Here is a 13,355-nt window from a genome sequence, read left to right on the forward strand (position 1 = left end):
AAACGACTAAATTGCGGGCTATGTAACAGATAAGTGACAAATAAAAAAACCGCGCCAGCATGAACCGGACGCGGTGCAAAACAGGCCCTAATTACCAGCCAGCGGGCAGGTAGCCTACCGCGGACGCTATCGCGTAGACGGCGCTGCAAAGATACAACAACACAATGAAGCATTGGATAAGCGGATGGGTCATCCAGGCCGGACAGGTCCAGCCCGGCGTCAGGTCGCCACGCTGGCGGGCGCCCTTGAGCATCAGGATCGGCATAATCGATAAAATAACGCCGCTGAACACCCCGGCAAAATAGAGCGCGTTGACGAAGGAGACCATGCCGCTGTAGGCCAGCGCGAACGGCGGGATCGCCACCACCAGCAGCACCATCAGGCGACGGGCGGGCTGTTCGTCATTCCCCAGGCGGAACTGATCGAAGATATTGGTCAGGAAGCTGCCGCCCAGTCCCCAGTAGGAGGTCAACATCGCGCACAGCGCAAACAGGTTGGCGGAGAAGAAGGCCCATTCGCCAAGCGCCCTGCCCCAGGAGATGGTGGCCACATCCGAAATATTCTCCAGGCCGTTAAGCGAGATCACCGACAGCGGCACCAGCGCCAGCAGGGTAAAGGTCAGCGCCATGCCGACCATAATGGCTTTAGGCAATTTTTCCGGTTTGTCGGCGAAGCCCCGCGCCATTTCCGGGACGATATACTGTGCCGAGAAGCAGAACGCCACGACGTTGAAGACCGGAACCATATACAGCCAGTTGCCGTCGAGCAGATAGCCCACGCGGGTGGTCTCTTTCAGCAGCGTGGCAATCACCAGCACCGAGATCATCACCACCATGCCGATGCTGATAAATTTCTCGCCGCGGCCGATCGCCTTCAGCCCCAGATAGAGCACCCCTGCCGCCGGGACGAAAAACAGCACGCTGCCCAGCGCCGGCGAGATGCCAAACAGCGAGTGCAGCAGCTTGCCGCTGCCGGTCATATAAGCCGTCAATGCCCCGACGCTGTTGACGCAGACGGAGAGGAACATCATTAGCGCGCCGAAGCCGCCGACGTAGCGCTTTGATAATCCGCTGAGCTGCAGATGTTTACGCGTGCGGAGCGTGGATTCCGCGACATAGAGCATGGTCACCGTGGTCAGACTACCCACCAGCACCAGCCAGAACAGCAGTGGTAAAAAGCCCGCTTTGCTTGACGCATAGGCGATAGAGAGGACACCCGCGCCAATATTGGTACCGACAATCATCGATACCCCTTCGACGAAGCTCAGAGATTTTGCAGGGACAGCCGTACGTTCCCGGCCGGTGAGGACGGGAGAAAAGGTGGAGTTTTCAGACATAATACTTTCCGTTTTACTCCGGCGGTTTTCACCGCCGGAAAAAAGGTGATATCAGGGTGATAAACCACTCACGCTGAGCATAAACAGCCGGCTGCGGCGTCCTGTTTCTGTTCGGCTTCCCTGCCGCCGCAGCCCGCCGGGGAGACGTTAGCTCTTCAGTACGCGCGCCAGAATATCCAGCGCTTTCGAGAACTGGGCGTCCGGAATCGTCAGCGGATAGAGGAAGCGGATCACGTTGCCGTAGACGCCGCAGCTCAGCAGCAGCAGGCCGTTCTCCTGCGCTTTCTGTTGCACCTGGCGGGTGAACTCCGGCGACGGCTCGCCAGTTTGCGGATCGTTAAACTCCACTGCCACCATCGACCCCCGGCCGCGGACATCGACAATCGCCGGACAGGTGGCGCGCGCCTGGTTGAGCACTTCCTGCAGATGGCTACCCAGCTGCTCAGCGCGCTGGCACAGCTGCTCTTCGGCAATCACATCCAGCACCGCGTGCGCCGCGGCCACCGCCAGCGGGTTACCGGCATAGGTCCCGCCCAGTCCGCCTGGCGCTGGGGCATCCATTACCTCGGCGCGACCAACGACGCCCGACAGCGGGAAACCGCCGGCGAGGCTTTTCGCCATCGTCATCAGATCCGGTTTCACATCATAATGCTGCATGGCGAACAGCTTGCCGGTACGAGCGAAACCGGTCTGCACTTCATCGGCGATCAGCAGAATGCCGTGGGTATCGCACAGGTCGCGCAGCGCCTGCATGAAATCGGCCGGCGCGACGTTAAAGCCGCCTTCCCCCTGGATCGGCTCGAGGATGATGGCCGCGACCTGATCCGGCGCAATATCCGCTTTGAAAATGCGCTCCAGGCTTTTCAGCGCATCCGCTGTGGTCACGCCATGCGCCGCATTCGGGTAGACACCGTGATACACCGAGCCCGGGAACGGCCCGAAGCCGATTTTGTAGGGTGCGACCTTACCGGTGAGGGCCATGGTCATAAAGGTACGGCCGTGGAAACCGCCGCCGAAAGTTATCAGCCCCGGACGACCGGTGTAAGCGCGGGCAATTTTCACCGCGTTCTCGACCGCTTCCGCGCCGGTGGTGAAGAAGGCCGTTTTTGCCGGCCCGTCAATCGGCGCCAGATCGTTGATACGTTCAGCCAGCGTGACATAGCTTTCGTACGGCACAATCTGATAGGCGGTGTGGGTGAACGCCTGCAGCTGGTCAGCGACCGCGGCAACCACCTTCGGATGACGGTGACCGGTATTTAACACGGCGATACCGGCGGCGAAATCGATCACCTCATTGCCTTCGATATCCCACAGCGTGGCGTTCTCCGCCTTCTCGACAAAGTAGTTACACATTACGCCTACGCCGCGCGGCGTCGCCTGCTGGCGACGTTGATTCAGTTCTGAGCTTTTCACCTGCGAATCTCCTGTCGTGTATGTCACGTTATCGCAACAAATTAGAAACGATGCCGTTTATTTACACAGGAGTTGGCCCTATAATCGAGTACCAATTTTGAATATCTGAGGGATCCAATTGCGTTCGCTGGTGGGTGACCTGGTGCTGGTCCGTCTGCAGGAAGAGCGCGACCCTCTTCTGCACAAACGCTTATACAACGCGCTTCGCCGCGCGATCCTTGACGGTTCGCTGGCACCGCAAAGCCGCCTGCCGCCGTCGCGGGACCTGGCGGGAGAACTCGGCGTATCAAGAAACACCATATTAACAACTTATGAACAATTACTGGCGGAAGGATATGTGGTTTCCCGTCGGGGAAGCGGAACATTCGTTGCCCAAACCGCCTCTGAAAGTTCCTTGACCGCTAAGGGTGAGCGGGAAAACAGCAGCATCGCGACATCGACGGCGCATCTTTCACGCCGCGGCCAGCACCTGCTCGGCCAGGTCAGCGCCAGCCCGCGCCAGTGGGGAGCGTTTATTCCCGGCGTACCGGACGTTAACGCCTTTCCCCATCCGCTGTTCAGCAAGATCCAGGCGCGCATCAGCCGTCGGCCAAAGCCCGAGCGGCTCAGCTACAGCTGCAACGGCGGTACCCCGGAGCTGCAGCAGGCGCTGGTGGATTATCTGCGGGTATCGCGCGGCGTCCACTGTCAGGCAGATCAAATTCTTATCACCGAGGGGATCCACCAGGCTATCGATCTGGTCACCCGCATGCTGTGCGACAGCGGCGATCTGGCGTGGGTGGAGGAGCCTTCCTACTGGGGCATTCGCCACCTGCTGGCGATGAACGACGTCCGGGCGGAGCCCCTGACCGTCGATGCCAACGGCCTGCGTCCGCCGGAAACGGTTGACGATGCGCCGCGGCTCATCTTTGTCACCCCTTCTCACCAGTATCCGCTGGGTGCAGTGATGAGCCTTGAACGTCGTCAGCGGCTGCTGGCGCTCGCCCGCCAGCAGGGGAGCTGGATCGTCGAAGATGATTATGACAGCGAGTTTCGCTTTTCCGGCCAGCCCATCCCCGCCCTGCAGGGGCTGGTGGCCGACGCGCCGGTGGTCTATATCGGCACCTTCAGTAAAACGCTCTATCCCGGCCTGCGTCTGGGCTATGTGGTGATCCCCCGTCCGCTGGTCAGCGATCTGAAGCACGCCCACGCCGAGCTTTACCGCGGCGGCCATTCGCTGATCCAGATGGCGCTGGCGGAGTTTATTACCGCTGGTCACTACTCGGCCCATATCCGCCGCATGCGCCTGCTCTACAGCCGTCGCCGCGCCTTTTTAACCGAGCTGATTCAGCGGCACTGTATGCCCGACGCCCTGTCGGACTTCAGCGATAATGCCGGGCTGCATTTGATCCTCAATTTACCGGAAGAGGCTGACGATGTGGCGATCGCCAGCGAGGCCAATGCGCGCCACATTCTGGTGCGGCCGCTCTCGCGCTACTACCTGACGGCGGCGCGTAAGAAAGGATTATTGATGGGATTTGCCAGCCAGCCCGAGGAGCAGATGGCGCCGGCATTCAGCGTGCTGATCGGCTGCCTGCGGACGCACTGTCCAGAGGTGCTGCGGCCCATGGATGGCGCAGAAAAACAAAACGCCCCAACCTGAGGCGGGGCGTTATCGGGTTGCCTGGCGTCAGGCAGGGGTTGCGTATCAGGCTTCGATCGCCGCACGCAGTTTTTTCATGGCGTTCTTTTCCAGCTGACGCACGCGCTCTGCGGAGACGCCGTAGCGGTCAGCCAGCTCCTGCAGCGTGGACTTGTTGTCTTCGTCCAGCCAGCGGGCGCGGATGATATCCTGGCTACGCTCGTCCAGGCCCTGCATCGCGTCAGTCAGCTTATTCGCCGCCTGCTCTTCCCAGTTATCGTCTTCGATGCCGTCGGCAAAGTTTGACGTTTTGTCCTGCAGATACAGGACCGGCGCCATCGGCTGGCTGTCGGACTCATCGTCGGACGACATGTCGAAGGTCATGTCCTGGGCCGCCATACGGGATTCCATCTCGCGGACGTCTTTGCTCGACACGCCCAGCTCACGGGCCACCATTTCCACTTCATCCTGGTTGAACCAACCCAGACGCTGTTTGGTTTTACGCAGGTTAAAGAACAGCTTACGCTGTGCTTTGGTGGTAGCGACCTTCACGATACGCCAGTTGCGCAGCACGTATTCGTGAATTTCGGCTTTAATCCAGTGCACGGCGAAGGAGACCAGGCGCACACCCACTTCCGGGTTGAAGCGACGCACGGCTTTCATCAGGCCGATATTGCCTTCCTGGATCAGATCCGCCTGCGGCAGGCCATAGCCCGAGTAGTTACGAGCAATGTGAACAACAAAGCGCAGGTGAGACAGAATCAGCTTTTTCGCTGCTTCCAGATCGCCCTGGTAATGCAGCTTTTCAGCAAGCTCCCGCTCTTCATCAGCCGACAGCATCGGCCAAGTGTTAGCGGCCCGGATATACGATTCCAGGTTACCAACGGGGGCTAAAGCTAAAGTTTGCATTTCTTTGGTCATTCAAATCCTCTCAATTGATATCTTCTGACGTGGTCTTGTCCCCATCAGGCAACAAGCATGCCAGCATTCATGAGCAACGAGAATATCACTCACATTAGTATCAGACAGTGATTTTATCCACAAGTTCCATGCAACGGTGTGAATAAATTACGCACAAAATGTGACACCACGATGAAAAAGTGAGGGCAGGAAAAGGAGAACAAGCTTGCGTATCTTTCCCTGCGAACAGGAACTCATTGCAGCAGGGAAAGATTATATCACGCTTTTTTTAATCGGGAGTAAAGTGACGTAAATGTTGCACTGTCGCCAGCCAGGCGGCTACCCAGCCGATCATCGAGCAGACGATCAGCATCAGCAGACACTCGTCAAAGCCTAAGCCGCTTAGCTCAAACTGGGTGCCGAACACCTTCGCCACTTCGGTCACTGCCGACGAGAGACGCATCACCAGAATCTCCGACAGGATCAGCGATAAAAACGCGCCGGAGAAGCCCAGCATCGCCCCGCCGTAGAGGAACGGACGCAGGATAAAGCCGTCGGTAGCGCCGATCAGTTTCTGCACGTTAATGGTATCGCGGCGGGCGAAGATGCTCAGGCGCACGCTGTTGCCGATCACCAGGAACACCGCCGCCACCATCAGCACGCCAATCATCGCCGACACGCGGCCCACCAGCCCGGTGAGCGAGGAGAGGCGGGCAAACCAGCTGTCGTCCATCCGCACCTCATCGACCCCCTGGATCCGCGATACCCGATCGCGCAGGGTGTTCAGCGCTTCCGTGCTCTGGAAATCCAGCTTCGGCACCACGATGGCGACCGCCGGCAGCGGGTTCTCTTCCAGCATATCCAGGGCGCCGCCAAAGCCGGACCAGTTACGGAATTCACCCAATGCCTCGTCACGTGACAAATAGTTCACCTTGTCGACGCCCTGCTCCGCCTGCAGCTGACCTACCACCCGCGCCGCGGCGTCGTCATCCAGCGTTTTTTCCAGATACACGGTGATCTGCGGCGAGGGATAGTACTGTGACGCCGCGCTGCTGACGTTTTTGTAGACCATGTAGCAGACGCTTGGCAGGGTCAACGAGATGGCGATAACCATCACCGTCAGGAATGTGGCCAGCGGTGTGCTTTTTAAATCCTGGAGCGCGCCGTGCCAGGCGTAGCGCACCTGCTCGTTGAACACGTTGCTCTTACGCGAGGCCGGGTTAGGCGCCGCTTTCGGCCGTTTTGGCGCATTGCGCCCGCCGCCGCCGCCCGCCGCGTTGCGCAGGCGATCGAACTTGCTGCCGAACTGGCGGATTTGGTTCATTGCGTCGCGCTTATTCACCCCGAATGCCTCCATGCAGATGGCCGTCGCTGAGCGTCAGCACGCGGTACGGACGGCTGGAGATAAGCCCCAGATCGTGCGTGGCCATCAGTACCGTCACCCCGACGCGGTTAAACTCTTCAAACAGACGTAAAATCCCCTCCGAGAGCGCCTCGTCGAGGTTACCTGTCGGTTCATCCGCCAGCAGTACCGCCGGCTTGTTGACCACCGCGCGAGCGATCCCCACGCGCTGCTGCTCACCGCCGGAGAGCTGAATCGGAAAGTTCTTCGCTTTGTCCAGCAGCCCGACCTTGTCCAGCGCCGCCGAGACGCGGCGACGAATGTCATCGCCGCTGGCGCCGGCGATAATCAGCGGGATCGCCACGTTGTCATACACGGTGCGATCCATCAGCAAATGGTGGTCCTGGAAAATCATGCCGATCTGGCGGCGCAGGAACGGCACCTCACGGCTCTTCAGGCGGCTGATTTCATGACCGCTGAAGAAGATTTTGCCGGCGCTGGGCCGTTCGATACCACAGATAAGCTTCAGCAGGGTACTTTTCCCTGCGCCGGAGTGGCCGGTCAGAAACGCCATCTCGCCCGGCTGCAGGTGGAAGTTCACCCCCTGCAGCGCTTGTCTCCCACCGAGATAGGCTTTGCTGACTTGTTCAAAGCGAATCATTCTTAATCCTCTCGGGCAAAAAGTGCCTCAATAAAGTCGCCCGCATTAAACGGACGCAGATCCTCAATACGCTCGCCGACGCCAATATAGCGAATCGGAATGCCGAACTGGTCGGCCACCGAGAAGATCACGCCGCCTTTGGCGGTGCCATCCAGCTTGGTCAGGGTGATCCCGGTCAAACCTACCGCCTCATGGAACAGTTTGGCCTGGCTAATGGCATTCTGCCCGGTGCTGGCGTCGATGGTTAACATCACCTCATGCGGCGCGTCGACGTCCAGCTTTTTCATCACCCGGACGATCTTCTTCAGCTCTTCCATCAGGTGCGATTTATTCTGCAGACGCCCGGCGGTATCGGCAATCAGCACATCAACATGGCGCGCCTTCGCCGCCTGAATGGCGTCGAAAATCACCGAAGCGGAATCGGCGCCGGTGTGCTGGGCGATCACCGGGATATTGTTACGCTGCCCCCAGACCTGCAACTGTTCTACCGCCGCCGCACGGAAGGTATCCCCCGCCGCCAGCATCACCGATTTGCCCTGCTGCTCAAACTGACGCGCCAGCTTGCCGATGGTGGTGGTTTTCCCCACCCCGTTCACGCCGACCATCAGAATAACAAATGGCGTTTTGCCTTCAACATTCAGCGGCGCATCCACTTTGGCGAGAATCTCACCCATCTCTTCTTTCAGCAGGCCGTACAGCGCCTCCGCATCGCGCAGCTGCTTACGGCTGGCGCCCTCAGTGAGGTTAGTAATGATCTTGCGGGTGGTCTCCACCCCGACATCAGCGATCAGCAGCTGCTCTTCCAGCTCTTCAAACAGATCGTCGTCGATCTTCTTACCGCGGAACAGGCTGATAAATCCGGAACCGAGATTTTCTTTTGTTTTCAAAAGGCTACGTTTTAGGCGGGCAAAAAAGCCTTCTTTCGTCGGTTTTTCCTGCTCCTGGGCCAGTTCTTCCACCGGCGCCTCGTCTTCTGGCGCCGGCACCACCACCGCCGCCTCTTCTGCCGCCTCGGCCGCCAGCGCCTGCGCTTCCAGCTCTTCATCGCTTAACGGCGCGTCCTCTTCCGGCGCTTCCGTCTCCTGCGGCTGGGCAACAGCATCCTCTACAGGCTGCTCAGCCACGACCTCCGCCGCCACCGGTTCGGCGATAACCTCTTCCGCCAGCGACTCAACCACCGCAGGCTGTTCAACCGGTTCGCTGACCGCGGGCTCCGGTTCAACAGCAGGCGCTTCTTCGGTCAGAGCAGGCGTTTCCACCCACTCTTCTTCCTGCGCGCTGGCAGGCTCCGCAAGGTGGGCCTTTTCGTTTTCGACCACCGTCTCGGTGACGTCGACGACCTCTTCGGCAAACGCCTCCGGGTCCGCTTTCGGCGCGCTCGGCTCGGCAGGGGTTTCCGCCGCCGGCGTCTCATCGGCAACCGCTTGTTGTTCTTCTACTTTTTGTTCAGTCTCGGTTTCCTGTGCCTGTTCTTTCTGTCCAAAGCCCAGCCAGGAAAAGAAGCCACGTTTTTTCTCTTTTGCCATTTGCGACCACACTCCTCGCTGTTTATTCATGGCGCAGCTTCATCAGAAGCTGAAAAAATGATGAAATTAGTTGGATAGTCTATCACTTAACTTAACTCGCAGCACCGCCCCCGGATTAAGGTTTCGTCAACCGCCGTCGATCGCTAGAATAGCAGGCCGGAAGTTGAGACTTGAGCAGAGAGATGAAAAAACCAAACCACGCGGGCAGCGGTCAGATCCGCATCATCGGCGGGCAATGGCGCGGCCGTAAATTACCGGTGCCGGAGAGCCCGGGCCTACGGCCGACCACCGACCGGGTTCGCGAAACCCTTTTTAACTGGCTGGCGCCGTCCATCGTTGACGCGCACTGCCTCGACTGCTTTGCCGGCAGCGGCGCGCTGGGGCTTGAGGCGCTGTCCCGCTATGCGGCCAGCACTACGCTACTGGAGATGGAGCGCGGCGTCGCTCAGCAGTTGCAAAAAAACCTGGCCACCCTGAAAGCGGATCGCGGCAAGGTGATCGCGACCAACACCCTCAGCTTCCTGAGTCAACCGGGCACGCCGCATGAGATCGTATTCGTCGACCCACCGTTCCGTCAGGGGCTGCTGGAGGAGACGCTGCGCCTGCTGGAAACGCAGGGCTGGCTGGCCGATGAGGCCCTGGTGTACGTCGAAAGCGAAGTCGAAAACGGTTTACCGCCGGTACCGGCAAACTGGCATCTGTATCGTGAAAAAGTGGCCGGACAGGTCGCGTACCGTCTTTACCAACGTGAGGCCCAAGGAGAGCACCATGCTGATTAATTTAGGCCGCCTGCTGATGCTGTGCGTCTGGGCCTTTCTGTTATTGAATCTGTTTCAGCCCTTCCCGAAGCCGCTGAATATCTTCGTCAACGTCGCGCTGATTTTTATGATCCTGATGCATGGTCTGCAGCTGACGCTGCTCAAGGCGACGCAGCCGAAAGATGCCCCGCCGCTGGGCCGCTTTGAGCAAATCCGCATTTTTATCTTCGGCGTGTTTGAGCTCGTCGCCTGGCAGAAAAAACTGAAGGCGACGCTGAAGAAATAGTCCTGACAAGGGCTCAGGGATCGGGCGTAAACGCCACGAACGCTGTGCCCTTATAACTCAACATCCCGCGATCGCCGACGCTCAGCGCATGATACTGCGGCGCGTCAAGGCGAAACACCACCTCCAGCCCGCCGTTCTCAGGGCGAAAGCTCGCTTCATAGCGCATCTCGCTGCCCGCAGGCGTCACCGTCTGCTGGCGCGAACGCCGATCGTTAATCACTTTTTCCCGCTTATTGCTGACGATCACCCGCTTTTGCAACACCGGCGCGGCGTCGTTCGCCAGTTTTTCGCGGCGCTGCTGCACATAGCGAAACGAAGCCGCCACCACAATCACCGCGACGACCAGAACAAAAAAGAGCGGCATTTTACTCATTAAGGTTACCCATAAAAAATATCAGGAATCAGCATACTGCGACTGGAATAACATTGTCATCTGCTGCGCCAAACCACTACACTGAGTGGTAGCTTCACGCATCCGTAACTTTCTTTATGATAACAGATACAGGGACTTACTATGCTTTGGTCATTTATTGCTGTCTGTTTCTCCGCATGGCTTTATGTCGATGCATCCTATCGCGGGCCGGCCTGGCGACGCTGGGTATTTAAACCTGTCACCCTGATTCTGTTGCTGTTGCTGGCCTGGCAGGCGCCGATGTTCAATGCCATCAGCTACCTGGTGCTGGCTGGCCTGTGCGCCTCGCTGCTCGGCGACGCCCTCACCCTGCTGCCGCGTCAGCGGGTGATGTACGCGGTGGGCGCCTTCTTCCTGTCGCATCTGCTGTATACCATCTGGTTTGCCAGCCAGCTGACGCTGTCGTTCTTCTGGCCGCTGCCGCTGGTGCTGCTGGTATTCGGCGCCCTGCTGATGGCGGTGATCTGGAGCCGCCTGGAAGAAATGAAAATGCCGGTGCTGACCTTTATCGGCATGACGCTGGTGATGGTCTGGCTGGCCGGTGAGCTATGGTTTGCCCGCCCTACCGACACCGCGCTGTCCGGTTTCGCCGGCGCCGCTCTGCTGCTGCTGAGCAATGCCGTGTGGCTGGTAAGTCACTATCGTCGCCGTTTCCGCGCCGATAACGCCATTGCCGCCGCGTTTTACTTTGCCGGCCACTTCCTCATCGTGCGCGCGCTGTACCTGTAATTTAGTCCTTGACTCTGGAGTCGACTCCAGAGTGTATCCTACGGCTAATGAGAAAATTATCATTTACCGGAGGGTGCCATGTCGACTCCAGACGCGCAGGATAAAAAAGTCCCACAATTCTCGTCATTCACCATGCGGCCAGCGCCCGCCCCGGCGGAGAGCTGCTGCACAGACCACGCCTGCGCCGCAGAGACCGCACCAGCTGCCGAAGCGCTTAGCGACGCCCGCTACAGCTGGCAGGTTGCCGGCATGGACTGCGCCGCCTGCGCCCGCAAGGTGGAAACGGCGGTTCGTCAGGTGCCCGGCGTCAGTCAGGTTCAGGTGCTGTTCGCCACGGAAAAATTATTGGTTAACGCTGAAGGCGACGTTCGCGCCCAGGTTGAGCAGGCGGTACGTCAGGCAGGCTATACGCTGCGCGATGCCGATGCCCCCGCGTCAGAGAAAACGCAGGGCTCGCGGCTGCGCGACAATTTACCGTTGCTGACGCTGGTCATTATGATGGCCCTGAGCTGGGGGCTGGAGCAGGCCAACCACCCTGCCGGTCAGTTAGCCTTTGTTGCCACCACCCTGGTCGGCCTGTGGCCGGTTGCCCGCCAGGCGCTGCGCCTGATCAAAAGCGGGAGCTGGTTCGCCATTGAAACGCTGATGAGCGTCGCCGCCATCGGAGCGCTGTTTATCGGCGCCACCGCAGAGGCGGCGATGGTCCTGCTACTGTTCCTGATCGGCGAGCGTCTCGAAGGCTGGGCCGCCAGCCGCGCGCGGCAGGGCGTGAGCGCGCTGATGGCGCTGAAGCCCGACACCGCCATCCGTCTGCGCAACGGCGTGCGGGAAACCGTCGCCCAGCGTGACCTGCGTCCCGGAGATGTGATTGAAGTGGCTGCCGGCGGGCGTCTGCCGGCGGATGGACAACTGCTGTCGCCGTTTGCCAGCTTTGATGAAAGCGCCCTGACCGGCGAGTCGGTGCCGGTGGAGCGCCAGGCCGGAGAACGGGTAGCGGCGGGCGCCACCAGCGTCGACCGCCTGGTGCAGCTGACCGTGATCTCCGAACCGGGCGACAGCGCCATCGACCGCATCCTGAAGCTGATTGAAGAGGCGGAGGAACGTCGGGCGCCGATCGAGCGTTTTATCGACCGCTTCAGCCGGATCTACACTCCGGCCATTATGGTGGTGGCCCTGTTGGTGGCCATTGTCCCGCCGCTGTTCTTCGCCAGCGCCTGGCTGCCATGGATCTATAAAGGCTTAACGCTGCTGTTGATCGGCTGCCCGTGCGCGCTGGTCATCTCCACCCCGGCGGCCATCACCTCCGGCCTGGCGGTCGCCGCCCGACGCGGGGCGCTGATCAAAGGCGGCGCGGCGCTGGAACAGCTGGGCCAGGTGCGCCAGGTGGCGTTCGATAAAACCGGCACTCTGACCGTCGGGCAGCCGCAGGTGACCTCGGTCATCGCCACGGCTGAGAATGACGACAACGCGCTGCTGGCGCTGGCGGCGGCGGTGGAGCAAGGCTCCAGCCATCCGTTGGCGCAGGCCATCGTCCGAGAAGCGCAGCGGCGCCAGCTGAGCATTCCGCTGGCCAGCGGCCAGCGGGCGTTGGCAGGTTCCGGTATCGAAGCCGAGGTCAACGGCAGCCGGATTTTAATCTGCGCGGCCAGCAAAGCCGCCCCGGCAGAGTATGAGGCGCAGATCCAGCAGCTGGAGAGCGCCGGGCAAACGGTGGTGCTGGTCATGCGCGGCGAGACGCTTCTCGGCATCCTGGCGCTGCGCGACACCCTGCGCGACGACGCACGTCAGGCAGTGGATGCCTTACACCAGTTGGGGGTGCAGGGGGTGATCCTCACCGGGGATAACCCGCGCGCCGCGGCGGCCATCGCCAGCGAACTGGGGCTGGAATTCCGCGCCGGCCTGCTGCCGGCGGACAAAGTCGAAGCGGTGATGGCGTTGAATGCCGATGCGCCGCTGGCGATGGTCGGGGACGGTATCAACGACGCCCCGGCGATGAAAGCGGCGACCATCGGCATCGCCATGGGCAGCGGTACCGACGTGGCGCTGGAGACTGCCGACGCCGCGCTGACCCACAACCGTCTGACCGGCCTGGCGCAGATGATTTCCCTGGCGCGGGCGACTCACGCCAATATCCGCCAGAACATCGCGATTGCCTTAGGGCTGAAGGGGATTTTCCTTGTCACCACCCTGCTCGGCCTGACCGGTCTGTGGCTGGCGGTGCTGGCGGATACCGGCGCCACCGTGCTGGTAACGGCTAACGCGCTGCGGTTATTGCGTAAGAAGTTGTAGCATAGATACCGGCTTCCCTGCTCGCGCTACGCTTAGCAGGGCTACGGTTCCAGACCGTCGGGTAGCCCGGATAAGGCGCTAC

12 protein-coding genes are annotated in these 13,355 nt (G+C 60.2%); 5 read left to right on the forward strand and 7 right to left on the reverse strand.

Annotated elements, in window-relative coordinates; translation table 11 throughout:
* Positions 1–91 precede the first annotated feature (91 nt).
* Both MKS11_RS20915 and MKS11_RS20920 read right to left on the reverse strand, forming a co-directional pair.
* Positions 92–1,336 (reverse strand): aromatic amino acid transport family protein, encoded by a 1,245-nt coding sequence (locus MKS11_RS20915; RefSeq protein WP_017899980.1) that lies wholly within the window; start codon positions 1,334–1,336, stop codon positions 92–94.
* A gap of 147 nt (positions 1,337–1,483) precedes the next feature.
* Positions 1,484–2,749, reverse strand: a complete 1,266-nt coding sequence (locus MKS11_RS20920; protein WP_004202103.1) for a 4-aminobutyrate--2-oxoglutarate transaminase — start codon at positions 2,747–2,749, stop codon at positions 1,484–1,486.
* 118 nt (positions 2,750–2,867) lie between these two features.
* Here MKS11_RS20920 and MKS11_RS20925 point away from each other — a divergent pair, with 118 nt between their 5' ends.
* A complete protein-coding gene (locus tag MKS11_RS20925) occupies positions 2,868–4,391 on the forward strand; it encodes a PLP-dependent aminotransferase family protein (RefSeq protein WP_284109683.1) in 1,524 nt (507 codons plus the stop codon).
* Between the two features lie 45 nt (positions 4,392–4,436).
* Here MKS11_RS20925 and rpoH read toward each other — a convergent pair whose 3' ends face one another.
* The 4 genes from rpoH to ftsY form a co-directional block, all read right to left on the reverse strand.
* Positions 4,437–5,291 (reverse strand): RNA polymerase sigma factor RpoH, encoded by an 855-nt coding sequence (gene rpoH / locus MKS11_RS20930; protein WP_002920815.1) that lies wholly within the window; start codon positions 5,289–5,291, stop codon positions 4,437–4,439.
* A 268-nt stretch (positions 5,292–5,559) separates the two neighbouring features.
* The gene (gene ftsX / locus MKS11_RS20935) at positions 5,560–6,612 is read right to left on the reverse strand and encodes a permease-like cell division protein FtsX (RefSeq protein ID WP_040178039.1); all 1,053 of its coding nucleotides are present in this window, start codon (positions 6,610–6,612) and stop codon (positions 5,560–5,562) included.
* Positions 6,605–7,273 (reverse strand): cell division ATP-binding protein FtsE, encoded by a 669-nt coding sequence (gene ftsE, locus MKS11_RS20940; protein ID WP_004202097.1) that lies wholly within the window; start codon positions 7,271–7,273, stop codon positions 6,605–6,607. The genes ftsX and ftsE overlap by 8 nt, the downstream gene beginning before the upstream one ends.
* Before the next feature lie 2 nt (positions 7,274–7,275).
* Positions 7,276–8,799: a signal recognition particle-docking protein FtsY gene (gene ftsY, locus MKS11_RS20945; protein ID WP_101865612.1), complete on the reverse strand. Its 1,524-nt coding sequence runs from the start codon at positions 8,797–8,799 to the stop codon at positions 7,276–7,278.
* Positions 8,800–8,981: 182 nt separating this feature from the next.
* Between ftsY and rsmD the strand changes: the two genes are divergently transcribed.
* Positions 8,982–9,578, forward strand: a complete 597-nt coding sequence (gene rsmD, locus MKS11_RS20950) for a 16S rRNA (guanine(966)-N(2))-methyltransferase (protein WP_017899982.1) — start codon at positions 8,982–8,984, stop codon at positions 9,576–9,578.
* Entirely contained in the window at positions 9,568–9,843 is a 276-nt protein-coding gene (locus MKS11_RS20955; RefSeq protein WP_004202092.1) for a DUF1145 family protein, read from the forward strand. The genes rsmD and MKS11_RS20955 overlap by 11 nt, the downstream gene beginning before the upstream one ends.
* 13 nt (positions 9,844–9,856) lie before the next feature.
* Here the strand turns inward: MKS11_RS20955 and MKS11_RS20960 are convergent, their stop codons facing one another.
* On the reverse strand, positions 9,857–10,207 hold the full coding sequence (locus tag MKS11_RS20960; RefSeq protein WP_023291234.1) for a DUF2500 domain-containing protein: 351 nt from the start codon (positions 10,205–10,207) through the stop codon (positions 9,857–9,859).
* A gap of 150 nt (positions 10,208–10,357) precedes the next feature.
* On the opposite strand from MKS11_RS20960, the gene MKS11_RS20965 reads away from it, so the two are divergent.
* The gene (locus MKS11_RS20965) at positions 10,358–10,984 is read left to right on the forward strand and encodes a lysoplasmalogenase (protein ID WP_004202090.1); all 627 of its coding nucleotides are present in this window, start codon (positions 10,358–10,360) and stop codon (positions 10,982–10,984) included.
* A 78-nt stretch (positions 10,985–11,062) separates the two neighbouring features.
* Positions 11,063–13,273, forward strand: a complete 2,211-nt coding sequence (zntA, locus tag MKS11_RS20970) for a Zn(II)/Cd(II)/Pb(II) translocating P-type ATPase ZntA (RefSeq protein ID WP_032456694.1) — start codon at positions 11,063–11,065, stop codon at positions 13,271–13,273.
* Positions 13,274–13,355: the final 82 nt, after the last annotated feature.

The organism is Klebsiella sp. K5-45 (assembly GCF_030128605.1).
GTDB classification, from domain to species: domain Bacteria; phylum Pseudomonadota; class Gammaproteobacteria; order Enterobacterales; family Enterobacteriaceae; genus Klebsiella; species Klebsiella quasipneumoniae.